Here is a 26,374-nt window from a genome sequence, read left to right as displayed (position 1 = left end):
ATCGGTCAAAGGGCGGGCAGCTCCGGGACGTTGCAGGGAGAGCCTGCGCCGCAGACGCGCCCTTGGCGGATCCTGAGCGCGTTACCGGGTCCGGAGACCGCGCCGGAGAGCAGCACGTCGAAGTCCTCGCCGCGGGCGCCGCAGCCCGCGAGCGCCGGAATGTCGAGTTCGCCCTGGAGCAGTCCGCCCTCGCTCACCGGGTAGTTGCCGGTGAGGACCGTGTCGACGGGGCGTGAAGTGCGGCAGCGGGGCCCTACGTCGAGGGGCACCCCGTTGACGCGCACGTCGTACAGGCGCAGATGCTGGCGGTAGCCGACCCTGGTCACGGGAGGCTTGCCCGGCCGGATCACGTTGACGATGGTCGCGGGCTCGGGTTCGAAGCGGACCTTGGCGGTGGTCGGCTGGAACCCGAAGGTGAGGAACGTACCCTCGGCGTCCGGGAGTTGCATGAGGCCGAGGTGGTCGTACTCGACGTAGTCGGGAGCCCTGACCTCGCGCATGCGCATGGCGAGATGCATGAGTCCGGGCCGACCGGCGCGGGCCCCGCTTCCGCTGCCGCGTGGGTCGTTGACGATGGCCGAGCTCTTCAGCTTGCGCAGGGTGGCGAAGCCCACCGGTACGGCGCACATCGAGGTCGGCTCCAGCTTGCTGACCTCCGCGCCGGGCGGCGGCGACGGCAGCCGCTTCGGGTCGAGCTCGCCCTTGGGCGGGTCGAGGGGGCACTTGTCGGTGGTGGCCCGGGGCTGGGGGCCCGCGTCGATGCCTTTCGGGGTGCCGCTTCGGGGGTCGTTCGGGGTTCCGTCGGAGGAGGTGCCGTCGGAGGTGCCGTCGTCCGGATCGGCGGAGCCGGTGCCCGGCGCCGGGGATGTCCCGGTGGGGTCGGCCCCGACCGGGACGGTGGCGAGCAGGGTGTCCGCGCCTCGGGCCGGGGTGCAGGACAGGCGGGCGGCCGGGGCGGGCTGGGCGCCCGTATCGCGCAGTTCGGGGTCGAGCACGAGGTCCAGTCGCCCGACCGTGAACGTGACATCGCCCTCGGCCCCGACCGTCACCTGCGGTACGTCGCCGCCGAAGCCGACCTCGACGGCACCGCGCGCGGGCAGCCGTACCTCTGGGGAGGCCAGCTCCGCCCACTCGGCCCGCGCCCGCTCACGCCCCTGCGCGACGGTCGTGGCGACCGCGGCCGTTCCCCCGACCGACGTCGTCCCCTCGGGCATCAGTTCAGCCACGACAGTCCGCGACAGACTCACCCGCACCCGCACGCCCACCGGCCTGATCGGCTTCCCGACGGCACCACGCCCGGGAAACGTGGCGTCGAAGGCGACATCGACGTGCCGGTCTCCGGAGGGCAGCCCGCAGTCATACGTGACCGTGAGCCGGGCCTCCCGCTGATCCCGCGCGGCGGAGCCCGAGCCGGGCAGCAGACCGGCCACGCAGGCCACGGCGGCGGCCACGGCCAGCCGTGCGGTGCGCCCGCCGCTCAGGGCACCAGTCATCGCTGCTCTCCGATCAAAGGGCGGACCCCGCGGCAGGGGGGCCGCCGCAGGGTCCGAGGGAGGGGGCTCTCCCATGGCCCGGGGGGGGTGCCGGGACCACGTGCGCGAAGGGGGATCCGCGCCGGAGAGCCGAAGCAGGCCCCGGGCCGTGCCTTCCGACCGGCAATCGTCCAATCGTCCGGAAAGGCCCGCCCTGCTTCTTGTTCAGCCAACGATTCGGACCTTACGCACGAGTAACCGGGCGACGCAACGGCCGAATTGGAAATGCGTGCCGGGCCGATCCCACCTGCCCGTTCCTCATCCCACGGGCAGTAATTCCGGGCGGACATTCATCCGACGGTGAGCACTCCGCCGCCGGCCTCTTGACGGACCGCGCGCGAGCAGGGCGCCCTGAACTCGTCACCAGAGGAACGAGGTTGACCGAATGAGAGTGCTGAGCAGGGTGCACACGGACTGTCCATGCTCTACCGTGCCAGGGGTTCCAAGGCGCCAAGATCTCTTATGACCTGCCGTCAGACGGCGATCACCGAGGTCGCCCAGGACCGGTTTCGTCCCCCACCATCACCGGTCAGCGGTTTCGATCACGGGCGGAGTAAGGGGAGTTCCATGGCAGCGACAGTCAAGGCGGTGGACGCGGGGCATCCGGTGTCCGTTCTCCCACGCGAGTTCGCCGCGGTGCTGCGGCCCGAACTCCCCGGACTCATCCAGGAAGTCATCGACGAGATCCGCCGCTCCTATCCCGAGTACGCGGAAGTCCTCGACGGCCCGTATTCCCGTGCCGTGCATCTGATCGTCGAGCACAACCTGACGAACTTCGTGGACCAGGTCGCCGCCCCGGGCGCCTCCACCGTGCAACGCGACAAGGTGTGCCGCATGTTCGGGCGCTTCGAGGCGTACGAGGGCCGCAGCCTGGACACGATGCAGGCGATTTTCCGGCTCGGCGCCCGGCTCGCCCTCCACCGCGCCAAGCGGGTGCTGCGGCGGCTCAACCTCCCGGCGGGCCTGATGCTCTCCTTCGCCGACGCCCTGCTGGCGTACGTGGACAAGCTGATCGAGGTCTCCCGCGAGGGCTACCAGCAGGCCCGCGCGGAGATGGAGCAGGGCCAGGACATCCAGCGCCAACGGCTCCTAGAGCATCTGCTGTCGGACGTGGCCGCCCCTCGGGCCACCCTCGTCGAACTCGCCGAGCGCGCCAAGTGGCAGCTGCCCGACGAGGTCACGCCCATCGCGTTCAGCGCGGACGGCAAACCGGAGCGGGGCGCGATCTCCGAGGACGTCCTGGTCGACCTCGCCGCCCCGCACCCGCGCGCCCTGATCCCCGGCCCCGTCGACGAGCACCGCCGCGCGTTCATGCGCGCGGCCCCGCACACCACCCGCGCGGCCGTCGGCCTCACCGTGCCGCTCGCGGACGCGGCGGAGTCCCTGCGCTGGGCCCGAAGAGCCCTGAGCCTCGCCGAGGCGGGTGTCCTGGAGGGCGACGCGTACATCCACTGCGAGGACCACTTGGTGGCCCTCTCCCTCTTCGCCGACCCCGGCCTGATCACGGCCCTCGCCAAGCGGCAGCTGGCCCCCCTCGCCGACCTCACGGCCAACCAGCGCGACCGCCTCATCTACACCCTGCGCGCGTGGCTGGACACCCGCGGCAACGTCGTACAGATGGCAGAACTCCTCCACCTGCACCCCCAGACGGTCCGCTACCGCCTCCGCAACCTTGAGAAGGCCTTCGGCGACCTCCTGGCCTCCCCGGACCACCGCTTCGCCACGGAACTCGTGCTGCGCGCGCTGGAGTTGAGAGCCCGGGGAACCGGGACTGCACGCCGCCCGGGCCTTTCGGCGGCCACGGGCTGATCTGCGCGCCGCAAGGAAGGTTCCGGTCGCAAAGTTTCTCAGGAGGCCGGGCCGATGGTGGTGCGGTCGTGGTGGAGGGTGACGGTGCCGGTGCTCCGGCCGTTCCAGGCGGTGGCGCTGCCGTTGTAGCGGGTGGTGGTGCGGCTCCAGCGCAGGTTGCCCGAACACATGGTGCCCAGGGTGTCGAGGTAGCGGTGGACGTCGGGGTCGGGGTAGCGGTCGCGCAGTCTGCCCGATACCTGCGCGAACGCGTCGTCGGCCTCCGCAATCAGTCGGCGGACGTCGTCGACGGCCTCGGGCAGACGGCCGCCGTTGCGATACCTGATGATCATCACGGCGTTGAAGATCTCGCCGCCGAAGGCCTCGGTGCGCAGCGAGAACAGGTCGTTGACCAGCATGATGTGGCGGATGGCCGCCTCGCGGGCGGTGGTGAAGTCGGGGTCGGCGTCGAGGAGGTCGGTGAGGTCCAGGTCAAGGACGTACTCGACGGCGATCTGGTAGACGCGCATGGCGATGGTGTAACTGCGTGCCCGCAGGTAGCTGTCCAGGTCCGGGACTTGGAGGCTCTTGCGGTACTCCAACTCCTCCAGGGTGGCCTCGAACCACGTCTGCCACGCGGCCAGGAAGCGGTCGTAGACGCGGGGCGGCATGTTGCGCTCGAAGGTGTCGAAGAGGTCGGCGAACGCCCGGCCGTAGGGGTGGCTGGAGGCCCGCCATTCGGTGACGATGTCGCCGAACAAGCCGTTGTGCAGCAGCGAGAGGTCATCCACCTCGAAGAGCAGGGCGGTGATCCTGCTCGTGTGGAACACGCGCTCGGCCCTCGCCGGCGCAGGAAAGATCATCGCGTCCCATGCCGGGTAGTCGTTCTCCAGCAGGCGCCGCCGCGCCCGTTCGTCGGCCATGGGCAAGTACTCACCGGTCCACAGGGTGCTGCGCTCGTAGATCGTGGGGTACTCCGGGTGGATGCGTGCCTGCGGGGTACAGGTGACCTCGCCCAGGTGGAAGCGGGACCCGGGGGTGACGTGAAACGACGATGGCGTGACCATGTACCGAGCATGCGTCGCGGGTACGGTCGGCAAGCATCCTGCGACGGTTTTCACCGACCGGAGTGAATGGTTGCGAACGCAATGAGGGCGGAGAGGGGCCGACCTCACGCCACGACGTCCGGTTCGACCTCACCGCACTCCTTGCCGTTGGTGACCGCCTGCGCGAGCTGCGCGCGGAGTTCCGCGGCGGTCGTACGGGCGACCTCGGCGAGATCGGGGCTGCCCAGCGCACGGCCGCGGAACGCACGGGTGACGCGGTACTCGCCGATTGCCCGTGTCGCGGCTGATGGCCGGCGTGCGCGGGGGTGGTGCCGCGGCCGGTCAGGGCGAGAGCCAAGTGGGCGTCGGCGCGGGCCCGTCGTCCAGGAGATCTTCGTCCAGCGGCTGCTCCGCCTTTCCTACATGGGCGGATCCGGACGGGCGCGCGATTGTCGTACGACCGGGACGCGTCGTCCACTGGTGCCTGGACAGGACACGGGCTGAGGTCAGCGTCGCGCGGCGAGGAAGTCGCGGTACCAGGTGATGGTGTCGTCGAGCGTGGTGTCGAGGTCGATGGGCTCGAGGCCGAACGCCTCCTGGATCGCCGATGAGTCCATGATCTGCGGTTCGATGTGCTGGTAGAACAGCTCGGCGTAGGAGTCCATGAAGACCTGGTCGAACGGGCCGAAGGGCACCGGCTTCGGCTTGACGACCGTGTTCAGCGGCTGCCCGACCTTCTTCTCGATCAGCTGGAGGACCTCCCGGGTGGTACGGGCCGGGGCGGTGGGCAGGTGCCAGACGCGGCCGTCGCCGTCCGGGTGCTCGCCCAGGGTGGCCAGGCCCGCGGCCACGTCGCGGATGTCGGTGTAGCTGTGCGGCAGGTCGATGTCGCCCAGGCCGTACACCTCGGTGCCCGTCAGCGCGCCGGGGAAGACGGCGCCGCCGAGGGTGGAGTTGAGGACGTTGGGGCCCACGAAGTCGGCCGAGCGGCCCAGGACGACGCGGGCTCGGCCCTCCTGATGTGCCGCCAGGTACTTCTCGTCCATCGCGGCACGCATCCGGCCCTTCGCGCCGACCGCCTGCCAGGCGGTGTCCTCGGTCATCACCCGTCCGTGGGTCTCGCCGTACGGATAGAGGGTGTCGAGGACGACCAGGCGGGCGCCCTCGGCCTCGACGGCACCGAGCACCGCGTCCTGGATGCCGGGCATGACGTCGACTTGGAGGTGGTAGGCCACGTTGACGCAGTGGTAGACGACGGCGGCATCCTTGATCGCGGCCCTGGCGCCGTCGACAGTGCCCACGTCGCCCTTGAGGCGGGTGACGCCCTCGGGAGCGGGGCCGTCGCCGGAGCGGTCGACGAGGCGGACCTCGTGCCCGCGGCGGGCCAGCTCGCCCGCCAGCGTCGTACCCGCCGGGCCTGCGCCTAGGACTATGTGCAGGTCAGATGCTGTGGTGGTCATGATCAACGCCCCTTCTGAAGCTTCACGAGCAGTTGAGTTCGATGCGACTGGCTCGACTGGTTACACACTATAACTTTTGCGATTGTGTGGTGCAAGACTGAGTCGTGAGCGCGACAGCATGTAACCTCCGTTAATGGAGGTAGGCCGCATGACGACATCGAGCTCGACACCGAATCCGACATCACGGGCCCGCACCCCACGGGAGCGGTACCGCGAGCAGACACGCGCGGAGATCAAGCAGATCGCCGTGGGCCAGCTCGCCACCGGCGGTGTGGAGGGCGTGGCGCTACTGCGGATCGCCAAGGAAATCGGCATGTCCGGACCGGCTCTCTACCGCTACTTCGCCAGCCGCGACGACCTGCTCACCGAGCTGGTCGTCGACGCCTACCAGTCGGTCGCCGCCGACATCCAGGCCGTCGACATCTCGGACGTCGGCACCTCGGTCGGCGACAACTCGCCCGGCGGGCGAACGGCACTGCACGCGCTGGCGACGGCCTTCCGGGACTGGGCCGTGGCGCAACCGCACCTCTACCTGCTCATCCAGGGCACCCCGGTCCCCGGCTTCCGTCCGCCGGACGAGACCGTGGCGCATGCCCGCGCCGTCCTGGGCCCCTTCCTCCCCGTCTTCGCCGAGGGGCGGCCGTCGAGCTCCGTCGAACCGCTCGTGGCCGAGTTCAGCCGCTGGCTGCGGGACGACACGGCGGTGGCCGCGTGGGTCGAGCAGTGGACCGGGCTGCCACCCGATGAGCCCGCGGCCGCTGTCGCGTTGACCGGCGCCCTCACCGCCTGGCCCCAACTGCACGGCACCGTCGGCCTGGAAGCGGCCGGTCAGTTCGCCGGCATGGGGCACCGGCCCGCGACGCTGCTCGCCGCACAGGTCGACATGCTGGCCGACGCGTTCCAGCTGCCGTAAGACCCCCGTATCACCCCACCCATCCCCCGCCACCCGCCCTCCGCCGCGCCGAGCACCGAGCACCGAGCACCGAGCACCGAGTTTTACGTATCCCCCGTCCGCGAAGTCCCGCTCCCCGCCGGGCTGCGTATGCAGGAACTGGCCCCACGAGGGCACAGCCGGTGCGCCGTGACGGGCCGGGGGGACATCATGGACGGTTCCGTACGCCGTCGGGAGCCACGGGTACCCGAGACCGACCCCACAGTGGGGGTCACGGTGGACGTCGACCGGCAGGGAGAGCCGAGGCACCGGCTGGTCGCGATCGGGGATTCTCTGACGCAGGGGTTCCAGAGCCTGGCGGTGTTCAACACGGGACTGTCGTATCCGGCGATCGTCGCCCACGAGCTGGGGTGCGCCGAACGGTTCCGGTACCCCCGCTACGAGGGCCTCGGCGGGCTGCCCTTCAACATCGAGCTGCTCCTGCGCGACCTGGAAGCGCGTTACGGGCGGACCGTGGACCTGCGGGAGGCACCGTTCGCGCTGTTCCGGGCCCGGAGTCTCATGGACCGGGTGGAGGATTATTGGGAGCGGGGGCCTGGGCTGGCGGTGCCGTCGACGACGGCCATCATGCACAACCTCGCAGTCTTCGGATGGGACTTGCGGGACGCGCTCTCGAAGTCGGCGGACGAGTGCCTCGCTCGGATCAAGGCCCCCGAAGACGACCCGATCATGCAGCTCGTCCAGAACGCGTGCGAGCGCGCCGCCCTCCGGGTCCTGCCCACGCAGCCCCCGGCGGCCGGGGCGCTGACCCAACTGGGCGCCGCGGCGGAGCTCGGGAAGGAGACCGACGGGACCGGTTCGGAGCACGGGATCGAGACGCTGGTCGTCTTCCTCGGCGCGAACAACGCGCTGAAGGCCGTGACCGAGCTCAAAGTGGTCTGGAGTGCGGACGGCTACGACGATCTGTCCCGCAAAGGAGACTTCACCGTCTGGCAGCCACAGCACTTCGCGGCCGAACTGCGCCAGGTGGCCGCCGAGGTCGCCGGGATCAAGGCGCGGCACGTCATATGGTGCACGGTCCCGCACGTCACCATCGCGCCGGTGGCGCGCGGCGTCGACGACAAGGTCGAGAGGGGTTCGAGGTACTACCCGTATTACACCCGCCCGTGGATCGGCAACGACGCCTTCGACCCTCACCGTGACCCGAAGATCACAGCTGACGAGGCGCGGCGGGTCGACGACGCCATCGACGAGTACAACGACGCGATCACGGCGGAGGTCCGCGACGCCCGGCGATCGGGTATGGACTGGTACCTGCTGGAGACCTGCGGCTTGCTGGACCGGCTCGCTTCCCGCCGGTACGCCGAGGACGCGGCGGCTCAGCCGGGGTGGTGGCGGCCCTACGACCTGCCGCCGGCTCTGGAGGCGCTGACACCGCCCCCGAACTCCCGCTTCCTCGCCGGTGAGGCGGAACAGCGCACCGACGGCGGCCTGTTCTCGCTCGACGGAGTCCACCCGACGACGGTGGGGTACGGCATCCTCGCCCAGGAACTGATCGATGTGATGCGGCTGGCGGGCGTCCAGTTCTTCCGCCCCGACGGAGAGACGCCCCGCGAGGACCCGGTGCACGTCGACTTCGAGCGTCTCATCCGCAAGGACACGCTGGTCAACCGGCCGCCGGGAAACCTGGACTCGACACTCCGCGTCATCGGCTGGGCCGATGAGGCCCTGGACCTGTTCCGGCGCGTATTCGTCGGTTTCTAATAGGGCACAGGGTTCGTCGCCGATCCGACGGCGACGACGGCATGCCGTCGCACCCACCCGACACCCGAAACCCGACACCCGTCACCCGTCACCCGTCACCCGTCACCCGACGCATCTCCCCTTGGAGAACCCCGTTGGACACCACACCGCCGAGCAACGGCCCGTCCGACCAACCGCCCGTACCGGCACACCGCATGAACCCGACCGGCGGCTGCCCGCACGCGGACAACGCCCGGCTGCTCGCCCGGGGCGCGGTCGCTCCGGTGGTCCTGCCCGGCGAGGTCGCGGGCATGGCGGTGCTCGGACACGACGCGCTGCGGGAGTTCCTCGCCCACCCCGACGTCGCCAAGAACGCGCTGCACTTCACCGCGTTGCAGACGGGAGGGGTACCGGCCGCCTGGCCGCTCAAGACCTTCGCCACGGTGCCGGGCATGACCACGGCGGACGGTGCCGACCACAAGCGCCTGCGCTCCCTGGTGAGCCGGGCGTTCACCGCGCGCCGCGTGGCGGAACTGGGACCGCGCATCGAGGAGTTGACCTCCGAGCTGCTCGACGGCCTCGATCGGGCGGCCGCCGAGGGCGACGGAGTCGCGGACCTGCGCACGCACTTCGCGCTGCCGCTGCCGATGGGCGTCATCTGCGAACTGTTCGGCGTGGACGCCGGCCACCAGGACCGTCTGCACCACCTCTCCGACCAGATCGTCGCGACGGACATCGGCCCCGAGCAGGCATCGGCCGCCAACCACGAGATGGTGGACGTGCTGGCCGACATCGTGGCCGTCCGCAGGAAGAACCCCCGCGACGACCTCACGTCCGCCCTGATCGCCGCCCGCGAGGAGAACGGCGACCGGCTCGGCCCGCACGAACTGCTCGGCACCCTGATGCTCATGATCATCGCTGGTCACGAGACGACGCTGAACCTGATCACGAATGCGGTACGCGCCCTGTGCACGCACCGTGACCAGCTCGACCTGGTCACGTCGGGCCGGGCGAGCTGGGCGGACGTGGTCGAGGAGACGCTGCGCTGGGACAGCCCCGTCAGCTACTTCCCCTTCCGCTACCCGACCCGGGACCTGACGCTGGACGGCACCGTCATCCCCAAGGGCACCCCGGTGCTGGCCGGATACTCCGCCGCGGGCCGCGACCCCAAGACCCACGGCCCCGACGCCGACGACTTCACCCTCACCCGTACCGTCTCCGCCCGCCACCTCTCCCTCGGCCACGGCGCGCACTACTGCCTGGGCGCCCCGCTGGCCCGCCTGGAGGCCACCGTCGCCCTCGAGCGACTCTTCACCCGCTTCCCCCGACTGGACCTCGCCGTCCCGGACGCGGAACTGGCGCGCCACGCCTCGTTCGTGGGCAACAGCGTGCGACGGCTGCCCGTACGACTGCACGGCTGAGGCCACCGGTCGTCCTGGGCGACGACCGCGCCGAGGGCCGGATCGTCCTCGCACATGAGTCGGACCACTCGGCGCCGTGACCCGAAGCCCCGTGCATGCCTACGAGTTCGACGCCCTGGTCGATCTCCGAGGTCAGAACCGACTGACCGAGAACGGGACTGGCCGGGCCGACCGGCCCGCCCTACCGTCGTGGCAACGCTCCGAGTCCCTGAGACGGCGACGGAGAAGCCGATGCCAGCAGCCCCGCGCGCGCCCGTCGTGGTCGGTATCGGCGCCGATACGTCCTGTGAGGGCGCCTTGGCGTGGGGCGCCGACGAGGCCGACCGGCTCAGCCTGCCGCTTCGCGTCATCGTCGCCCTGGGGCATCCGGCCCGCCGCTCCCCGCCCGCGTCTCCGCGCCCGCGCGCGGGACGCCGGGCCCAGGACCCCCCGGAGGTGCCCGTCGGTCAGGCCCTCGCCTTCGTCAAGACCCGCCTCCCCCACCTGGAGGTCTCCGCACGGCTCGCCCCGGACGACCTGGCCCCGGTGCTGGGCGAGCAGGCCCGCACGGCCGCCACCCTGGTCTTCGACTCGCGGCGAGCGAACAGGAGGACGGCGCTGTTCACCGGCAGCACCGTGCGGTTCTCCGTCTTCGCGCACGCCAAGTGTCCCGTGGTGGTCCTGCCGGTGCCCGAAGGTGACCGCGGGCGGCCGTACTTCGTCGTCGGTGCGGACCTCGACCGGGACGGTCGCCGGCACTCCGCGGCCGCACTCCATCACGCCTTCGAGAGGGCCGCGCGGCAGGACGCGGAGTTGCGGGTCCTGCACGTGTGGCATCCCCCTGTCCTCGGCGTTCTGGACGAACGGGCGGCCCTGCGGGAGTGCCGCCGCATGCTGGCGGACACCGTGGCGGGCCTGCAGACCCTGCACCCGGCGGTGCACGTGCGGCACGCGGTTCTCCGCGGCCCGGTGGCGGAGGTACTGACCGAGGAATCCGCGCGGTCGCTCGGGCTGATCGTGGGCATCCGCAGACGCGGCGGTGCGTCCCGCCTGCCGGCCGGCTCGGTCGTCATCCGTGCCCTCCCCCGAGCCCGGTGTCCGGTCATCGCCGTGCCGCGGACGGGCACGTATGCGCACCCGGAGGGACGGTCACGCGTCAGCCGACCGGCTCACCCGGGCCGCTGCGGCCGCCACCTGGACCGCTTGCGCCGCCTGAGCCACGTGGTCCGCCCGAGCCGCCTGCGCCGCCTGGGCCGGAGAGCCGTCCGGCGCCGCGTCCGCCTGCTCGCCCGCGTCGCCCGGCTCCTGCCGAGTCGCCCACGCTGACATCCGGCCGAACGACGCCGTGACCGAAAGCTGGGCTTGCCCGCCGCCGTGACGGGAGTTGAGTGGACAGGAGCAGCACGTCCCTCGTGGTCAGGAGAGACCGATGACGAACCGCATCGACCAGCCGCGCAAACTCGACCTGGTGGGGAACCCGATCCACCTGGGCGGCATGGGCACCGGCTATGAGGCCACGCTCAACTACCGCGTCGGGGACGGCCACGACGAGGTGACGGGGCACTTCCAGGTGGGCGGCGGCACCGGTGAGCACGGCCAGTTCCACGTCGCCGTCGACGTCGCACACGCGGCGTTCAAGTCCGACCAGCTCCTGGTCCAGGTCTTCGAGGTCAGCCCCAAGGACGGCAGCGAGGTCCACGTCGTCACCCTCCCGGTCATCTACGGCCCGCGCATCAAGCCGGGTTACTACGGCTACCGGGAGCACAAGGTCGTCAGGGGCGACACACTCTCCGGACTGGCGAAGACCTACTACGGAGACGCCTCCCTCTTCCAGTACATCGTCCGCGCCAACCCCGACCAGATCACCGACCCGAACAAGATCACGCCGGGGCAGGTGCTGCGCATACCCATCGGACGCAAGTGAGCGCACGGCCGGGCCGCCGCATGGGCCGAGGTCCGCTGAATCGCCCTCCTCGTCTCCTCTGATGCCGTGCTCAGCCCCTCTCCGTACGTTCTTCGGAACTCACCGCAGGACGAATGCCGGACACCGCGTCAGCGATGCGTTGCGCCCACGCCTCGATCTGCGCGAAGTCCCGGAAGTCCCCGCCCTTGCCGGCCGCCACGATCTTTCGCGCGATGAACCCTTTGGCGCCTTCTTCCAGGCATCCGCCGAAGGTGCGGTGCTCCTCCGCGTCGAACCGGAACAGCACTGCCTTCGCTCCCCGCACGGGCGGTATCTCGTGCTGTGCTGCCGCGGCGTCGAGCGGGCCGCTGCTGAAGAGCCACAACGGCCGCGTGGCCAGCGCGCGGCGGTGCCGGCGGGCGAACCGACGGGCGTCCTTGTGCCAGCGGTCGGCATAGAGCGCGCCGCCCAGCACCACGGCGTCGTAGGAATCCACGTCGGCCACGGACCCGGCCGGGAGCGCATCGGCATCGAGTCCGTTCCGGCGCAGCACGTCGGCGATGGCTTCGGCTATCCGCGCGGTCGAACCATTGGTCGTCCCGTAGGCGACCAGCACCTTGCTGAGCATGACGGCGGTCTCCTTCCACGTTCCCGTGTCGGGGGTTACGTATCAGCCTCATGGCCCGGAGGAAACACCTGCGGAAGATCCAACTCCCGCCCGACCGACAGAACGGCCTCCAGGAGGTTGCGGACCCGGTTGCCCATGCTGCGGTTGAATGAGTTGCGTTGACGCCACGCAGCCTGTCCGCGGTCACCGCCGAGGGGTCGAATCGCGCCGTTCTGGTACGTCCAACACGTCCTCTGCGTACGGGAGTTCACCTCGCACGCGGTGCGAGGGCGTCGACGGGCCCGCGCCACGGAGTCACCTCGGGCCGCACGGGCACCACTCGCCCCCGCACACACCTGCACCCGCCACCGGAGCCCCATATTCCGCGTCGTACTTCTACACCGTCTTCACCCTTTCCCTCTAGACTTCCGCACCCGGATACACGTATCCGCAGGACATAGGCATATGCCAGAAGCACCACCGCATCGTGTGTTGCCAAATCCCTTACGGCCCACCCCCTGCTGTGCGAAAGTCATTAGCGGTCCACCACCCGTCAAGCTGGTCGCACCGCACCTCCACGGAGTCGCACCGCACCTCAACGGAGCACCTCATGCCGTCCCATGTCTTTGCGGACCACGCAGCCGCCCAACCGCCCGAGCGCGGCACGGTCGATGCGCTGATCTCGCAGACGCGCCGGCTCCGCGGCGAGGTCGACGCCGTGCGACGCGACGCCGTGACGGACCGCGGGGACCCGGCGGGGCGCTGGCAGCGGGCCCTGTGCGACCTGGCGGTCCATCAGCTCAACGACCTCGACGATCATCTGGCCCAGCTGCGCGACGGCCCGCCGCGAACGGGCGGGGAGCCCGTGGCGCCGGTCGTCCCGGAGTCCGCAGAGCCGGGCCGGGGTTCCCTCCTGAGCCGGGTGGGCAGCGCCGAGTGGAACCTCCTCACCGACGAGGCGACCTGGTCCGGGGAGCTCTACGACATCCTCGGCCGCGACCCCGCCGCTCCCCCGCTCTCCCTCGACGAGTTCCCGTCCCTCGTCCACCCCGACGACCAGCCCCTGCTGACCTCGATGGTCACGGACTGCCTCATCGACGGAAAACCCATCGACGGCGAGTTCCGCATCCTGCGCTCCGACGGCCGGGAGCGCCAGGTGCACATGATGGGCGAACCCGTGCTGGCCGCCGACGGCTCCACCGCATCCATGTGGGCCGTCCTGCGGGACGTCAGCGAACTGCGCCGCAGCCAGCGCGTCGTGCGGGAGAGCCGCGACTCGCTCCAGCGCCACCACGACATCGCGCAGACCGAGCACCGCCTCGCCGTAGCCCTGCAAGAAGCGGTCCTGCCGCCCTGGCGCGGCTCCCTGCGCCTGCCGCACGGCGGGCCGGGACGGCTCGACCTCGCCGCTCAGTACCTCCCTTCCGCGACCAGCGCGCTCATCGGCGGAGACTGGTACGACGCGATGGAACTGCCCTGCGGCGACGCCCTGCTGAGCGTCGGCGACCTCACCGGGCACGGCGTCGCCGTTACCTCCGGCATGGCGATGCTGCTCGGCGCGCTGCGCGGCATGGCGGTCGCCGGTGCGCAGCCCGGCCACCTCGCACAGCCCGGCCAGATCATGGGCTGGCTGAACCAGCTGCTGGATGCCACGGTTCAGCCCGCCCTCGGCAGCGCCGTCTGTTGCCGTTTCGATCCCGCCACGCACGTACTCACCTGGGCGCAGGCCGGGCACCCCGCCCCGCTGCTGTTCCGCGACGGGACAGGGCGCACACTGACGCCACCGCACGGCGTGCTCCTGGGCGCGACCTCCGGCGCGAAGTACGAGCAGGCCGATGAGCAACTGCGGCCCGGAGACCTGTTGCTGCTGCACACCGACGGCCTGGTGCCGCGGCGCGACAGGGACACGGCGACGGGCCTGCTGCTCTCCCTCGCGCCCCGTTTCGCCAAGGCGCGTACGGCACAGGACTGCGTGCGGACCGTCGTCGAGGAATTCGGCGCGGCACCTCGTGAGGACGACGCCTGCCTGTTGGTCGCGCGGGTCTGAGGTCCCGGACCCTTCGGCCGCGCGATGTCTTATCCGCTCCGTTGAGCTACGCCCTCGCCGTCCTCCCCCTGGCGCCCTTCGGCAGGGCGAACTTGATCTCCTCGCGCAGGTCCTGGATCTTCGGGTAGCCCGCGTACTGCGCGGTCAGCCGGTACATCTCACGCAGCCGGTCCCAGGTGCGGTGCGAGGAGTTCGCCCGCATCGAGACCAGCGCCAACCGCGCGTACCGGTCGGCCTGCTCGGGGTCGTCGGCGATGAAGCAGGCCGAGGCGAGGGAGATGTAGTCGAAGATCTGCGAACGGTCGCGGTTCTTGGCCCGCAGCTCGATCGCCTCCTTCGCGTGCCGCTGTGCGGCGCTCGCCGCGGACGCCTCATGCTCGGCGAGGGTGCGATAGGCCAGGGCCTGCATGCCGTGCAGATCCGCCTCGTCGAACATCTGCATCCAGCTCGGCGTCGGCACGTCCCCCTTGTCGGACACGAAGAGGTCCTCGGCGAGGCCGAGCGTGCGCCGCATCGCCTGGCCGCGCCCCATCGACGCGTGGGCCCAGGCCTCGATGGTGTACAGCATCGCCCGAGTGCGGGGCAGGGCCTCCTCGCCCGCGCCCGACTGGGCGAGCTTCATCAGGTCCAGGGCGTCGTCCGGTTTGCCGAGGTGCACCATCTGACGCGCGGCCCGCGACAGTGCTTCACCGGCGCGCGGGCGGTCGCCGCCCTCGCGAGCGGCGTGCGCCGCGATGACGAAGTACTTCTGCGCCGTGGGCTCCAGGCCGACGTCGTGCGACATCCAGCCCGCGAGCACGGCCAGGTTGGCGGCGACGCCCCACAGGCGACGCTGGAGGTGATCGGGGTGCCGGTAGGCGAGCATGCCGCCCACTTCATTGAGCTGACCCACCACGGCCTTGCGCTGCAGCCCGCCCCCGCGGGCCGCGTCCCAGGCGCGGAACACTTCGACGGAGCGCTCCAGTTCCTCGATCTCCTGGGACCCGATGGGAGCGGCCTCGTAGCGATCGAGCCCCGCGGGGTCGACGTGCAGGGGATCTGCGATACGGGGGGCGTCCGCCTTGAGGGTCGGATCGGTGTGCAGCCAGTCGTGCATGGCGCTGCTGAGTGCGGAGCCTGCGGCAAGCGCAGCGCCCGCGCCCACCAAGCCGCGTCGGTTGAGCATGAGGTCCATTCCCGTGAATTCGGTGAGGACCGCGGCCGTCCGCTCGGGCGCCCACGGCACGCCGTCGGGGTGCTCCACACTCCCGTCGCCGCGCCGCTTCCCTACGCGCCCGTGCCGGACCAGACCCAGATCCTCAGTGGTCACGACACGGCCGAGACGCTCGGTGAACAGAACAGCCAGCACCCGTGGCACCGGATCGCGCGGGATCTCTCCCATGTCGATCCACCGCCGCACCCGCGAGGTGTCGGTGGCCAGCTGGGGGTGGCCCATGGCCGCCGCCTGCCGGTTCACCAGTCTCGCGAGCTCCCCCTTCGACCAGCCGGCCAGGCCGAACAGGTCCGACAGGCGGGTGTTGGGTTGTCCGTTCACGTCAAGCCCCCAGGTTCTCGGCTGAGTTGACAGTAACCCTCTGTCAGTTGCTGAGCGACTATTCGCCAGGGTTCGCCAGGGTGCGCCACATGGTGTGCCAGGGGACGGCGGGTGTCAGGTAGGAGTGCGCCACCCCGACCCGGTCGCCGCAAGGCACTCCCCAGGGTGCACCCGAAAGTGATCGGGCCGGGAGGCGCACGCAATTCGCAGGCACACGAAGGGATCTGTATCGCCCATGTACGCAGCATCGTCCTCCGTGTCCGCCCCGCCCCGGCCGCTGCACCCGCGCCCTCCGGTCCCCCGGAGCCGCGAGGTGACCCCGTCGTCGGGGAACGGCCCCTATCTGGAGCCGGTGCGCCCCGCGGGCGCGCCGCTGGGCGTCGGCCGCACGCCCCGTACGCCGGGGGCCGGCACGCAAACGCTCAGCGGGAGACTCGACTTGTCCGGCCCCCAGGGGGCGCAACTGCGCACCGCGATTGCTTCGGTGCACCGCATCTGCCCCGAGTTCAATCCGGTGCAGGTGCTCCGCAGAAGTGGTCGCACCGTGCTGCTCGTCGGCACGACGGGCCGCAGCACCGCCGTCGCCAAGTGTCTGCTGGACCGGTCACCCGGCTGGGCGGAGCGGATCAGGCACGAAATAGCGGTATACCGCTCGTTCGTCCGGCACCGCCCGCCGGTCCGGGCGCCGCGGCTCATCGCAGCCGATCCGGACGACTGCACGCTGGTGATCGAGCGGATGCCCGGACGGGTGGCGGCACTGCACCGGCACCCCATCGAGTCCCCGCCGCGCCCGGACATCCGGGCGGCGCTGAGCTCCATCTGCCGCCTCAACCAGTGGCGACCGCCGACCGAGATGTTCGGCAAGCCGATGGACTACGGCAAGCGCATCACCCGCTTCCACGAGCTGGGCCTGCTGACGGACCGCGACATGGGCGACCTGCAGAAGCTGCTGCACGGCATCGCGCACTCCGTCGCACACCAGGGCAACGGCCACCAGTCGATGTGGCAGTTCTGCCACGGTGACGCCCTGCTGTCGAACATCCTTCTCTCGCCTCCGGGGCCCGTCCTCGTCGACTGGGAGCACGCCGGCTGGTACCTGCCCGGGTACGACCTGGCGACCCTGTGGTCGGTGCTCGGTGACGCCCCCGTGGCGCGGCGCGAGATCAGTCAGCTGGCGCAGGCCGCGGGTCCGGCGGCGCGCGACGCGTTCCTGGTGAACCTGATGCTGGTACTGACCCGCGAGATCCGTACGTACGAAACGGCCGTGCAGCGTTCGATGCACGACGCGGCCCCGGCGGCACCGGGCCCGGCCCATCCCGGTGCTGCGCCGTCCGGCGAGGAACAGCGGCTGCTGCTGAGGCGGCTGCACGACGACTGCCAGCTGGCCCGCCGGGCCGTGCGTGCGGCGGTCGGCACTCGCTGACGGGGAGACAGGTCCGCGGTGCGCTTTGGACAGGGGCGCACCGCGGACCTTTCGTATGCGGTTATGGCGCCGAGAACTGCACCGCGTCCACGTCGAAGGAGTTGTCCTGGGGCGACTTGAAGACCAGGTACAGCTTGTGCGTGCCGGTCAGGGCCTCGACCGGGACGGCGGGTGTCGACCGGTAGGTGTCCCAGCCTCCCGTGTCGGGGACGGGTGTCGTGGCGAGGAGCTTGCCGTCGGGTGCGTCGGCGCGCAGCTCGATGGAGCCGAGGCCGTACGGCGAGGACAGCTTGTACGCGACCTTGTCGATGCCCTCCACACTCATCGGGTCGAAGGCGATCCAGTCGCCGTCGCTGATGTCGCCGACGCGTTTGCCGTTCTCGGCTCCAGCCTGCGACACGATGCGCGTCCCCGACTGGTCGTCGCGGTACTCGGCCTGCTTGTGCTTGGGCTGCAGCACCGAACGTCCGTACCCGGTCAGGGCACTGACGCCGTCGCCGCCCTTGTCCGTGTACTTGGCGTTGAGGACGTACGTGAGGTCGGCCCCCTCGGGGTGTCCGCCGAGGTCACCGGTGTCGACGGTGCCCTCGCAGCCGGGGATGTCGGTCGTGGGGTGCTCGTGGTCGTCGTGGCCGAGTGCCGGGTTGACGGTCACCTTGGAGCAGTCGACGGTGCCGTCCTCCGGGTCGGTCACGGTGACCTTGTACGGGATCTCGTCGCCGAAGTCGATGAGCTTGCCGTCGACGGGCGTCTCGATCGTCACCTTGGGTGCGGTGTTGCCCGCGGTGACGGGGACGTTGGCGTAGCCGGACTTGCCCGTGGAGTCGGTGACCTTGAGCTGTGCGTTGAAGTCGCCCTTGGCGGTGTAGGTGTGGGAGGGGTTGGCGTCGGTCGAGTCGTAGGTGCCGTCGCCGTCGAAGTCCCAGGCGTGGCTGAGGGTGTCGCCGTCGGGGTCGGAGCTGCCGGTGCTGGAGAAGTCGACCTTCAGCGGGACGGGGCCGTTGGTGGCGGACGCTTTGGCCTTGGCGAGTGGGATGCGCTGACCTTGGGCGTAGTCGATGCGGTAGAGGCCGGAGTCGTTGTTGCCGCCGCCGAACTCGCTGCCCCACTCCAGGACGTAGAGCGATCCGTCGGGCCCGAAGGTCATGTCCATGGGCTTGGCGAACTTCGCCGACTTGAGGAAGTCGTTGATCTTGAGGAGTTTACCGTCCTTGTCGAAGCGGATCTCCTTCACGGAGTCGCGCGCCCACTCGTAGAAGAAGTTCGCGCCGTCGAAGTAGGCGGGGAACTTCGTCGTGGAGGGGTTCCTCGCGTCGTAGTGGTAGACCGGGCCGCTCATGGGCGCGGAGCCGCCGGAGCCCATTTCGGGGAACTCCTTGGAGGTGCCGTAGCCGTACCAGATCTCGGGCTGCTCCAGCGGCGGCAGGTCCTTGAGGCCCGTGTTGTTGGGTGACGGGTTGACGGGCTTGGCGCAGTCGAACTTGGTGCCCGTCTTCTGGGTGTCGGGGTCGTACGGCGCGTAGGCCTGGTTGTTGCCGTGGCAGAAGGGCCAGCCGAAGTTGCCCGCCTTCTTGATGACGTTGTACTCGACCAGGCCCTCGGGGCCGCGTTCCGTGGTGGGGCCGCCGCGGTCGGGGCCGTAGTCGGAGGCGTGCACATGCCCCGTCCTGGGGTCGACGGTGAAGCGGAACGGGTTGCGGAAGCCCATGGCGTAGATCTCGGGGCGGGTCTTGGCCGTGCCCGGCTTGAAGAGGTTGCCCTTGGGGATGGTGTAGCCGCCCTTGTCCTTGGGCTTGATGCGCAGGATCTTGCCGCGCAGGTCGTTGGTGCTGCCCGCGGTGCGGGCGGCGTCCAGCATCTGCTTGCCGGGGCGCCAGTCGAGCGGGGCGTAGCCCTGCCAGGCGGGGTCGAGGTTGGGCGGGGTGTCGTCGCCGACACCGAGGTAGAGGGTGCGGTCGGGGCCGAACTCGACGGCGCCGCCGGTGTGGCCGGGTTCGGGGAAGGTGCGGTCGCGGTAGGCGGGGACGTCGAGGAGCCTCTTCTCGCTTGCGAGGTCGAGGGTGTTGTCCGTCTTGACCGTGAAGCGCGAGAGCCGGTTGACGTCGTCGGTGGCCTTGGCGGGCGCGTAGTAGAGGTAGATCCAGCGGTTGGTGGCGAACTTGGGGTCGAGCTCCATGCCGACCAGGCCGTCCTCGCCGCCCGTGTACACGTCGAGCTTGCCCGCGGTGCTCGTGGCGTGGGTCTTCGGGTCGAAGATCTTCACCTCGCCGCTGCGCTGGACGTAGAAGACCTTGCCGTCCTTGGCGACGTCGAGCTCCATGGGGTCGGCGGTGTTGTCGTCGAGTGCGGTCTTCTCGTAGCCGGACCAGACGGTGCCGCCGCAGTCGCCGGGTGCGTTGCCCGCGGCCCATTTGATGCCGCCGAGTACGTGCTCACGGAAGGCGGGCTCGGTGTAGGAGGCCTTGTCGTGGCCCATGGCGGTGGCCCACACCTTGCCGCCCTCGGCGTTGCGGCACCAGGAGATGGGGTGGTCGGCGCCCATCGCGGAGCCGCCCGGGTCGTACGTGGTCTCGTCGGCGGTGACCAGGACGTGGACGTCGCCGCGGGGGTTCTTGTCGAAGTTGTACCACTCCTCCGGGCGCTCCCAGCGCTCCGGGAGGCCCTTGGTGGAGGGGTGGGCGCGGTCGGCGACCTTGGCGGTGCCCTTGAGGACGCCCGGGGAGTGGGCGGGCATGTGGGCACCGGCGTTGATGAGCTCGTCCCACCAGGGGAAGGAGTCCTCGACGCCCATGTCGAGGGTGTTGTGCAGCGCGACGACGCCCTTGCCGCTCTTCACGTACTTCTTCATGGCGTCGCGCTGCGCCTCGGTGTCCCAGACCATGCCGGAGTTCTGCAGCATGATGATGACGTCGAAGTCCTTGAGCTTGGCGTCGTCGAAGACGGTGGCGTCGTCGGTCCGGACGACCTCGAAGTTCTCCGCGGCGGCCTGTTCCTGGACCATTTTCACGCCGACGGGGATGGAGTCGTGGACGTAACCGACGGCCTTGGTGAAGAGCAGGGCGCGGAAGGCGGGGGTCTTGTCGGCCGCCGTGGCTCCGGTGCCGGGCAGGAAGGCCACGGTGAGGAGCAGGGCGGCGGTCAGGGCGACGAACGCTCTTCGTAGGCCTCGGAGACCGGTGATGTCACGAGCATGACAGCTCATGAGCTGGTCCTCTCTATATGGACGGGACAGGACGGGGCGGGGATGCCGGATGCCGGATGCCGGAAGTCTCAGAAGACTCAGAGGGCCGCGAGGGTCCGGCGCAGGAAGCCGAGGCCGTCCGTGGCGAGCGCGTCCTGGCTGCGGGCCAGCGGCCGCCAGACGGACGCGGCGACCGCGATGGCGTCGTTGTGGGCCGTGAACGACTCGACGCACAGGGGGCCCCGGTACTCCGCCGCCCGCAGCGCGGAGAGGAAGCCGGGCCAGTCGAGGTGGTCGGCGCCGGGCGCGCCGCGGTCGTTGGCGCACACCTGGACGTGGGCGATGCGCCCCGCCGCGACGGCCACGGCCTCGGGCAGGGAGTGCTCCTCGATGTTCTGGTGGTACGTGTCCAGGGCGATGCCGATGGCGTCCTCGGGGAGGCCTTCGAGGGCGTCGAGGGTCTGGGCGACGGTGTTGAGCAGGCTCGTCTCGTACCGGTTGAGGGGCTCGACGGCGATGTGTACTCCGGCGCGGGCCGCGTAGGCGACGACCGGGGCGATGTTGGCCCGCCATTCCTCGTACGCGTCCCTGCGCACGGCGTGGTCCATGCGCCAGGTGCGGCCGACCGGCGCGTACACGGGCCCGGCCACCACGGGGGCGCCCACCGCGTGTGCCGCGTCGACGCAGCGGCGGAGGTAGTCCTGGGTGGTGCGGGCGGTGACCGGGTCGGCCCGGACGAGGTTGCGGCCGTCGGACATGACCGCGACGACGGCGGCCGGGGAGATGCCGGTGGCGTCGAGGACCTTGGTGACGGCCGCCGCGTTCCAGTCGTCGGGGTTCTCCAGGGGGAGTTCCGCGCAGTCGAAGCCCCAGTCGGCGAGGCGGGGCAGGGTCGCGGCGAGGGCGTCGGTGGTCACCGGCGAGTGCCAGATCCAGGGGTTGGCGCCCAACTGCCATGTTGGGTCGATGTGTTGAGGCCTGTCCGTCGGTGTCACTTCTCGCCTCCCCAGTCCCCGGGGTAGCCGGGCAGTTTCTGGCAGCCGCACATGGCGTAGTGCAGCGGCGGCATGCCGTCGCGGAGGTACTCGTCGAGGTTGGCCTGCGTGACGGTGGGCTGCGGCAGCTTCCACTCCTTGGGGACCGGCTTGCCGCCCAGGACGCGCAGGGCCGCGATGACCGGCGTACGCCACTGGAAGGTCGGATAGGTGGGGGCGATCGCGGTGAGCTTCTTGTCCTTCCAGGCCTCCAGGAAGTCCTGCTGGTCCTCGCCGGTGATGGGCGGTACGTCGACACCCGCGTCCTCGAAGGCCTCGACGGCGGCGACCGCGGTGGCGCCGGAGTCCATCCACACGCCGTCGATGGAGCCGTGCCGGGAGATGGCGTCGGCGACGATGGACTTGGTCTTGGCGGGGTCGCCGTCGGTGAACTTCACGTCGGCGACGTCGAGTCGACTCCTGTCGAAGGCGAGCTTCGCCGCCGACCAGCGGGTCTCCAGGACGTCGACGCCCGGCGAGATCCGCAGGGCGAGGATCTTGCCCTTGGGCTCGACCTCGTCGACGAGGAAGTCGGCGGCGACCGCGCCGTAGCCGTACCCGCCGATCGGGTTGACGAAGGTGACCGCGCAGTCCGTCTCGACACCGCGGTCGAAGACGATGACGGGCAGCTTGCCGCAGGCCTCCTTCACGGCGGGGGTGAGGGTGGCGGTGGTGTTCGGGGAGACGATGAGGGCGTCGCAGTCCTTGTTCCCCGCGAGCTCCTGGATGTCGGAGATCTGCTTGTCGTCCTTGCCCTGCGCGTCGAGGACGGTGAAGTCGGAGATGTTCCCGTGCAGCTTCACCTCGGCCTTCATGGTCTTGAGGCCGACCTGCCGCCAGGGGTTGAACACCCCCGCGTTGGAGAAGCAGAGGTGGACGCCGCCCTTGCCGTTCTTCTCGTACTGGGCGGTGCTGGTCATCTGCGGTTCGAGCATCTGCTCCCAGGGCTTGCCCGCCGGGCCCCTCGGGGTCTCGCGGGCGAGCGCCAACTGCCTTTTGTACTCGGAGCGTTCGAAGAACTTGGACGGCTTGTCGCCGCCCGTGTCCGTGTCCGTGCTTCCGCTCGCCGCGGCGGGCGCGTCGAGCGGGGTGTCGCTGGAGCACGCGGCGAGCAGGACGCCCGACAGCAGGACGGCGGCCGACGCGAGCATGGGTCTACGGACCGTGCGGGGGTCCATGAGGGGGTTCATGAGGGGGTCCCTCCCGAGGGGTGAGTACGCCGGCGGCGCAGCCGGGACCAGTCGGCGGCGCCGATGCCGACGGCGGCGATGACGATGACGCCCTGGACGGTGGACTCCAGGGCGCCGGACACGCCCCGCAGATTGAGCAGGGTGAACAGGGCCTGCAAGGAGAACGCGCCGGCCATCGCGGCGACGACGCTGCCCCGGCCGCCGCCGAGCACGACGCCGCCGAGGACCACGGCGGTGATCGCCTCGAACTCGTACCCCCGCCCGGCCTGCGCGGACACACCGGAGAAGCCGCCGACGAGGACGGCGGCGAGCGCGGCGGCCACCCCGGACAGGACGAAGGCGATGACGCGCGCCCGGTGCACGCGTACCCCCGACAGGGCGGCGGTGCGTTCACTGTCCCCGGTGGCGAGGAGCGTGCGGCCGAAGTCGGAGCGCATCAGGAGGACCGCGAGGGCGCCCGCGGCCAGACAGGCGACGACGGCCCAGGGCAGCCAGCCCATCGCGGTGCCGCGCCCCAGCTGCCGGAAGTCCTGCGGGAGTCGGCCGTGCGGCGAGCCGCCCGTCCAGTAGAAGACGGCTCCTTCGAGGATCAGCATCATGCCGAGGGTGGTGATGAACGACGGCACGCGCAGCCAGGTGGTGATCAGGCCGTTCACCATTCCGGCGAGGGCTCCCGCGAGCAGCAGTCCGGAGGCGATGAGCGGCCAGGGCGCGTCCGGGAACGAGCCGTACACCTCGGCCGCCGCGACGACCCCGGCGGTCACGATCGCACCCACGGACAGGTCGAACTCGCCGCAGACGATGACCAGGTACTGGCCTGCCGCGAGGATCACGAGGGGCGCCGCCCGTTTGACGAAGGCGAGGAAGCGGTCGGGTTCGTAGAAGCCGATGTCGGTGACGGCGAGGAGGACGAGCAGCGCCGCGAGGAGCGCGTAGACCGGGGCGCCGGTACCCAGGGAGCGGACCACGCGCTGGTACGTCGCGCCGGTCGCCGTGGCCGTGGTCATGCGGGCCTCCTGCTGCCGCGCCGGGCGTAGAGGGCGACGGCGGCGATGATGACGACGCCGCGGACGACGTTCTTGAAGAACGGGTCGACGCCGAGCTGGTTGAAGACGGAGTCGAGGACGGCCAGTACGAGGACGCCGCCGAGGGTGCCGACCACTCCCCCACGGCCGCCCGCGAGCGCCGTACCGCCGAGGACGACGGCGGCGATCGACTCCAGGTCGTAGCGGGCCTCCGTGCCGGCCCAGGGGGCGCCGGAGCCGAGGCGCGCGGCGAGGAACAGGGCGGCGGCGCCCACACACAGCGAGCACAGGACGTGCGCGGCGATGACGGTGCGGCGGGTGCGGACGCCGGAGAGGCGGGCCGCGTGTTCGTCGCCACCGGTGGCGTACAGGTGGTGGCCGAAGCGGGTGCGGCGCGTGATGAGCCAGAGCGCGGCGGCGACGGCGAGGAGCAGGAAGAGGGAGACCGGGAAGGGGCCGACGCGGTCGTAGCCGAGGTGCTGGAAGGAGACGGTGACCTTGCCCGCGGGGCCTGTGTAGTTGTCCTCGATCCAGCCGCGCAGGATGAACGCGGTGCCGAGGGTCGCGATGAAGGCGTTGACCTTGAGTCCGGTGACGATGAGGCCGTTGGCGAGGCCGACGGCGGCCGACAGCGCGAGGACGGCGAGGATCGCGGTGACGACGCCGCCGTCCTCCATGGTGGTGGCGGCGACGAGCGTGCCGAGGCTGATGAGGTAGGCCACCGACAGGTCGAGGGAGCCGGTGAGGATGACGGCGGTCTGGCCGACGGCGACGAGGCCGAGGGCGACGCAGTTCTGGAGGATGCCGACGACGTTGGCGAGGGTGAGGAAGTCACCGCCGCGGGCGGCGACGACGATCCAGCCGAGTGCGGTGACGGCGGCGGCCGCGAGCCAGATGCCGACGGCGGGGTCGGTGAATCGGTTGCGGCGGTGCGGGGCGCTCTCTCTCACGGTGGGCGGCGGCGCGACGGCGGTGCCGGTCATGCGGCTCCTTCCTCTGTGGGTCTGCCGGGCGCCGATGGTTCGGGGTCCGGCGCCGGGCGCGCTGCGGGGTGTCCGGTGGCGAGGCGCATGACGTCCTCCTCGGCGGCGCCCGGCGGGAGTTCACCGGCGATGCGGCCGTCGGCCATGACGAGGATCCGGTCGCTCATGCCGATGAGTTCGGGCAGTTCGGAGGAGACGATGAGAACGGCGAGGCCTTCGCGGGCCAGGTCGCGGACGAGGGTGTGGATGGCGGCTTTGGCGCCGACGTCGACGCCGCGGGTCGGCTCGTCGAAGAGCAGCACGCGGGGCCGTGCGGCGAGCCATTTGGCGATGACGACCTTCTGCTGGTTGCCGCCGGAGAGGTACTGGGTCTGCTGGTCCTCGCCGCGTGCGTGCAGCTGGACCCGCTCCAGGAGCGCGGTCAGTTCGCGGGCGGCGGGCGGCCGGTTCGGGTCGGGGACGGCGCGGGTGACGAGGAGCGCGTTGTCGCGCACGGACTGGCGCAGCGCGAGGCCTTCGGTCTTGCGGTCCTCGGTGACCAGGGCGATGCCGGCGCGGATGGCGCGGCGCGGGGACGTGGGGCGCAGCTCGGTGCCGTCGACGGTCATGGTGCCTTCGGTGAAGGGTGCGGCGCCGAACAGGGCGCGGGCCAGGGAGGTGCGGCCGGATCCCTGGAGCCCCGCGATGCCGGTGACCTCGCCGGCGCGCAGGGTGAGGTCGATGCCCGTCAGTCGGCCGTTGCCGCCGCCGTGCACGCTCAGGCGGACGTCTCCGGGGTCGTCGGGGCGGGCGCGGGGCGGGTAGTAGGCGCTCAGTTCCCGGCCGACCATGGCGCGTACGACCTGGCCGGTGTCGGTCCGCGCGGTGGTTACGGTCGTCACGTGGCGGCCGTCCTTCAGGACCGTGATGCGCTGCGACAGGTCGAAGACCTCGCGCAGGCGGTGCGAGATGTACAGGATGCCGAGGCCGCGCGCCGCGAGGCGGCGTACGAGCGCGTGCAGGAGGCCTGCTTCGTGGTCGGCGAGGGGCGCGGTCGGCTCGTCCATCACCAGCACGCGTACGTCGGAGGCGAGCGCCTTGACGATCTCGACGGTCTGCTGGCGGGCGACGGAGAGATCACGGACGTACGTGCGCGGGGTGATGCCCGGCACGCCGACCTCGTCGAGGAGTGCGGCCGTGCGGGTCTCCATCGTGCGGCGGTCGACGAGGCCGCGGCGGGTGGGTTCGCGGCCGAGGAAGACGTTCTCGGCGACGGTGCGGTGTGCGAGGAGCGCGAACTCCTGGTGGATGATGCCGATTCCGGCGGCCTGCGCCTGCGCGGGGTGCGTGAAGGCGTGTTCCGTGCCGTCGAGCGTGATCGTGCCCTCGTCCGGTACGTGCTCACCGGCGAGGATCTTCATCAGGGTCGACTTTCCCGCGCCGTTCTCGCCGACGAGCGCGTGCACCTCGCCCGCGGCCAGGTCGAGTGAGACCCCGTGCAGCACGCGCACCCCGAGAAAACTCTTGGAGACGCCGTGCATCGTCAGCATCGTGCGGTTCACCTGGCTTGCCTGCATCGCCTGCACCCTCGGCTCCTTCGGCAGCGG

At 70.8% G+C, this 26,374-nt stretch carries 20 protein-coding genes; 9 read left to right on the top strand and 11 right to left on the bottom strand.

Annotated features, from left to right (window positions below):
* Window positions 1–5: 5 nt before the first annotated feature.
* The gene (locus tag NOO62_RS37370) at window positions 6–1,493 is read right to left on the bottom strand and encodes a DUF6801 domain-containing protein (RefSeq protein WP_268775224.1); all 1,488 of its coding nucleotides are present in this window, start codon (window positions 1,491–1,493) and stop codon (window positions 6–8) included.
* A gap of 606 nt (window positions 1,494–2,099) precedes the next feature.
* Here NOO62_RS37370 and NOO62_RS37365 point away from each other — a divergent pair.
* On the top strand, window positions 2,100–3,341 hold the full coding sequence (locus tag NOO62_RS37365; protein WP_268775223.1) for a PucR family transcriptional regulator: 1,242 nt from the start codon (window positions 2,100–2,102) through the stop codon (window positions 3,339–3,341).
* A gap of 38 nt (window positions 3,342–3,379) precedes the next feature.
* On the opposite strand, the gene NOO62_RS37360 is transcribed toward NOO62_RS37365, so the two are convergent.
* The gene (locus tag NOO62_RS37360; RefSeq protein WP_268775222.1) at window positions 3,380–4,387 is read right to left on the bottom strand and encodes a terpene synthase family protein; all 1,008 of its coding nucleotides are present in this window, start codon (window positions 4,385–4,387) and stop codon (window positions 3,380–3,382) included.
* Between the two features lie 62 nt (window positions 4,388–4,449).
* On the opposite strand from NOO62_RS37360, the gene NOO62_RS37355 reads away from it, so the two are divergent.
* Window positions 4,450–4,674, top strand: coding sequence for a hypothetical protein (locus NOO62_RS37355; RefSeq protein WP_268775221.1), 225 nt, complete (start codon window positions 4,450–4,452; stop codon window positions 4,672–4,674).
* Window positions 4,675–4,872: 198 nt separating this feature from the next.
* Here the strand turns inward: NOO62_RS37355 and NOO62_RS37350 are convergent, their stop codons facing one another.
* Window positions 4,873–5,826, bottom strand: a complete 954-nt coding sequence (locus NOO62_RS37350) for an NAD-dependent epimerase/dehydratase family protein (RefSeq protein ID WP_268775220.1) — start codon at window positions 5,824–5,826, stop codon at window positions 4,873–4,875.
* A 148-nt stretch (window positions 5,827–5,974) separates the two neighbouring features.
* Here NOO62_RS37350 and NOO62_RS37345 point away from each other — a divergent pair, with 148 nt between their 5' ends.
* From NOO62_RS37345 to NOO62_RS37325, 5 genes are all read left to right on the top strand, one after another.
* On the top strand, window positions 5,975–6,739 hold the full coding sequence (locus tag NOO62_RS37345; protein WP_268775219.1) for a TetR/AcrR family transcriptional regulator: 765 nt from the start codon (window positions 5,975–5,977) through the stop codon (window positions 6,737–6,739).
* Between the two features lie 189 nt (window positions 6,740–6,928).
* The gene (locus NOO62_RS37340; RefSeq protein WP_268775218.1) at window positions 6,929–8,482 is read left to right on the top strand and encodes a hypothetical protein; all 1,554 of its coding nucleotides are present in this window, start codon (window positions 6,929–6,931) and stop codon (window positions 8,480–8,482) included.
* A 194-nt stretch (window positions 8,483–8,676) separates the two neighbouring features.
* Complete coding sequence (locus NOO62_RS37335; protein WP_268775957.1) at window positions 8,677–9,882, top strand: cytochrome P450 family protein; 1,206 nt, start codon at window positions 8,677–8,679, stop codon at window positions 9,880–9,882.
* Window positions 9,883–10,113: 231 nt separating this feature from the next.
* Window positions 10,114–11,187, top strand: coding sequence for a universal stress protein (locus NOO62_RS37330; protein WP_268775217.1), 1,074 nt, complete (start codon window positions 10,114–10,116; stop codon window positions 11,185–11,187).
* Window positions 11,188–11,290: 103 nt separating this feature from the next.
* Entirely contained in the window at window positions 11,291–11,785 is a 495-nt protein-coding gene (locus NOO62_RS37325; RefSeq protein WP_268775216.1) for a Gmad2 immunoglobulin-like domain-containing protein, read from the top strand.
* 70 nt (window positions 11,786–11,855) lie between these two features.
* Here the strand turns inward: NOO62_RS37325 and NOO62_RS37320 are convergent, their stop codons facing one another.
* Window positions 11,856–12,392, bottom strand: a complete 537-nt coding sequence (locus NOO62_RS37320) for a flavodoxin domain-containing protein (protein WP_268775215.1) — start codon at window positions 12,390–12,392, stop codon at window positions 11,856–11,858.
* A 589-nt stretch (window positions 12,393–12,981) separates the two neighbouring features.
* Here NOO62_RS37320 and NOO62_RS37315 point away from each other — a divergent pair.
* Entirely contained in the window at window positions 12,982–14,418 is a 1,437-nt protein-coding gene (locus NOO62_RS37315; RefSeq protein WP_268775214.1) for a PP2C family protein-serine/threonine phosphatase, read from the top strand.
* 46 nt (window positions 14,419–14,464) lie between these two features.
* Here the strand turns inward: NOO62_RS37315 and NOO62_RS37310 are convergent, their stop codons facing one another.
* Window positions 14,465–15,952, bottom strand: a complete 1,488-nt coding sequence (locus NOO62_RS37310; protein WP_268775213.1) for a hypothetical protein — start codon at window positions 15,950–15,952, stop codon at window positions 14,465–14,467.
* Between the two features lie 235 nt (window positions 15,953–16,187).
* Here NOO62_RS37310 and NOO62_RS37305 point away from each other — a divergent pair, with 235 nt between their 5' ends.
* A complete protein-coding gene (locus NOO62_RS37305) occupies window positions 16,188–17,375 on the top strand; it encodes an aminoglycoside phosphotransferase family protein (protein WP_268775212.1) in 1,188 nt (395 codons plus the stop codon).
* A gap of 61 nt (window positions 17,376–17,436) precedes the next feature.
* Here NOO62_RS37305 and NOO62_RS37300 read toward each other — a convergent pair whose 3' ends face one another.
* The 6 genes from NOO62_RS37300 to NOO62_RS37275 all read right to left on the bottom strand — a co-directional run bounded on the left by NOO62_RS37300 (window position 17,437) and on the right by NOO62_RS37275 (window position 26,317).
* Entirely contained in the window at window positions 17,437–20,577 is a 3,141-nt protein-coding gene (locus NOO62_RS37300; protein ID WP_268775211.1) for a ThuA domain-containing protein, read from the bottom strand.
* Window positions 20,578–20,654: 77 nt separating this feature from the next.
* Window positions 20,655–21,551, bottom strand: a complete 897-nt coding sequence (locus tag NOO62_RS37295) for a sugar phosphate isomerase/epimerase family protein (protein ID WP_268775210.1) — start codon at window positions 21,549–21,551, stop codon at window positions 20,655–20,657.
* Complete coding sequence (locus NOO62_RS37290; protein WP_268775956.1) at window positions 21,548–22,768, bottom strand: substrate-binding domain-containing protein; 1,221 nt, start codon at window positions 22,766–22,768, stop codon at window positions 21,548–21,550. Before NOO62_RS37290 ends, NOO62_RS37295 begins: the two co-directional genes overlap by 4 nt.
* Before the next feature lie 8 nt (window positions 22,769–22,776).
* Window positions 22,777–23,787, bottom strand: a complete 1,011-nt coding sequence (locus tag NOO62_RS37285; protein ID WP_268775209.1) for an ABC transporter permease — start codon at window positions 23,785–23,787, stop codon at window positions 22,777–22,779.
* On the bottom strand, window positions 23,784–24,788 hold the full coding sequence (locus NOO62_RS37280) for an ABC transporter permease (protein WP_268775208.1): 1,005 nt from the start codon (window positions 24,786–24,788) through the stop codon (window positions 23,784–23,786). Before NOO62_RS37280 ends, NOO62_RS37285 begins: the two co-directional genes overlap by 4 nt.
* On the bottom strand, window positions 24,785–26,317 hold the full coding sequence (locus NOO62_RS37275; protein WP_268775955.1) for a sugar ABC transporter ATP-binding protein: 1,533 nt from the start codon (window positions 26,315–26,317) through the stop codon (window positions 24,785–24,787). The genes NOO62_RS37280 and NOO62_RS37275 overlap by 4 nt, the downstream gene beginning before the upstream one ends.
* Window positions 26,318–26,374: the final 57 nt, after the last annotated feature.

The organism is Streptomyces sp. Je 1-369 (assembly GCF_026810505.1).
In the GTDB taxonomy this organism is placed as follows: domain Bacteria; phylum Actinomycetota; class Actinomycetes; order Streptomycetales; family Streptomycetaceae; genus Streptomyces.
The sequence above is the reverse complement of the archived record's forward strand: the minus strand, read 5'-3'. Positions and strand labels throughout refer to the sequence as shown.

Excerpts from the sequence above, each read along its gene's own strand:
- NOO62_RS37345 (WP_268775219.1), top strand. The coding sequence starts at position 5,975 with ATGACGACATCGAGCTCGACACCGAATCCGACATCACGGGCCCGCACC.
- NOO62_RS37285 (WP_268775209.1), bottom strand. The coding sequence starts at position 23,787 with ATGACCACGGCCACGGCGACCGGCGCGACGTACCAGCGCGTGGTCCGC.
- NOO62_RS37330 (WP_268775217.1), top strand. The coding sequence starts at position 10,114 with ATGCCAGCAGCCCCGCGCGCGCCCGTCGTGGTCGGTATCGGCGCCGAT.
- NOO62_RS37365 (WP_268775223.1), top strand. The coding sequence starts at position 2,100 with ATGGCAGCGACAGTCAAGGCGGTGGACGCGGGGCATCCGGTGTCCGTT.
- NOO62_RS37350 (WP_268775220.1), bottom strand. The coding sequence starts at position 5,826 with ATGACCACCACAGCATCTGACCTGCACATAGTCCTAGGCGCAGGCCCG.
- NOO62_RS37340 (WP_268775218.1), top strand. The coding sequence starts at position 6,929 with ATGGACGGTTCCGTACGCCGTCGGGAGCCACGGGTACCCGAGACCGAC.
- NOO62_RS37305 (WP_268775212.1), top strand. The coding sequence starts at position 16,188 with ATGTACGCAGCATCGTCCTCCGTGTCCGCCCCGCCCCGGCCGCTGCAC.
- NOO62_RS37325 (WP_268775216.1), top strand. The coding sequence starts at position 11,291 with ATGACGAACCGCATCGACCAGCCGCGCAAACTCGACCTGGTGGGGAAC.
- NOO62_RS37360 (WP_268775222.1), bottom strand. The coding sequence starts at position 4,387 with ATGGTCACGCCATCGTCGTTTCACGTCACCCCCGGGTCCCGCTTCCAC.
- NOO62_RS37300 (WP_268775211.1), bottom strand. The coding sequence starts at position 20,577 with ATGAGCTGTCATGCTCGTGACATCACCGGTCTCCGAGGCCTACGAAGA.
- NOO62_RS37290 (WP_268775956.1), bottom strand. The coding sequence starts at position 22,768 with ATGGACCCCCGCACGGTCCGTAGACCCATGCTCGCGTCGGCCGCCGTC.
- NOO62_RS37370 (WP_268775224.1), bottom strand. The coding sequence starts at position 1,493 with ATGACTGGTGCCCTGAGCGGCGGGCGCACCGCACGGCTGGCCGTGGCC.
- NOO62_RS37315 (WP_268775214.1), top strand. The coding sequence starts at position 12,982 with ATGCCGTCCCATGTCTTTGCGGACCACGCAGCCGCCCAACCGCCCGAG.
- NOO62_RS37280 (WP_268775208.1), bottom strand. The coding sequence starts at position 24,788 with ATGACCGGCACCGCCGTCGCGCCGCCGCCCACCGTGAGAGAGAGCGCC.
- NOO62_RS37320 (WP_268775215.1), bottom strand. The coding sequence starts at position 12,392 with ATGCTCAGCAAGGTGCTGGTCGCCTACGGGACGACCAATGGTTCGACC.
- NOO62_RS37335 (WP_268775957.1), top strand. The coding sequence starts at position 8,677 with ATGAACCCGACCGGCGGCTGCCCGCACGCGGACAACGCCCGGCTGCTC.
- NOO62_RS37275 (WP_268775955.1), bottom strand. The coding sequence starts at position 26,317 with ATGCTGACGATGCACGGCGTCTCCAAGAGTTTTCTCGGGGTGCGCGTG.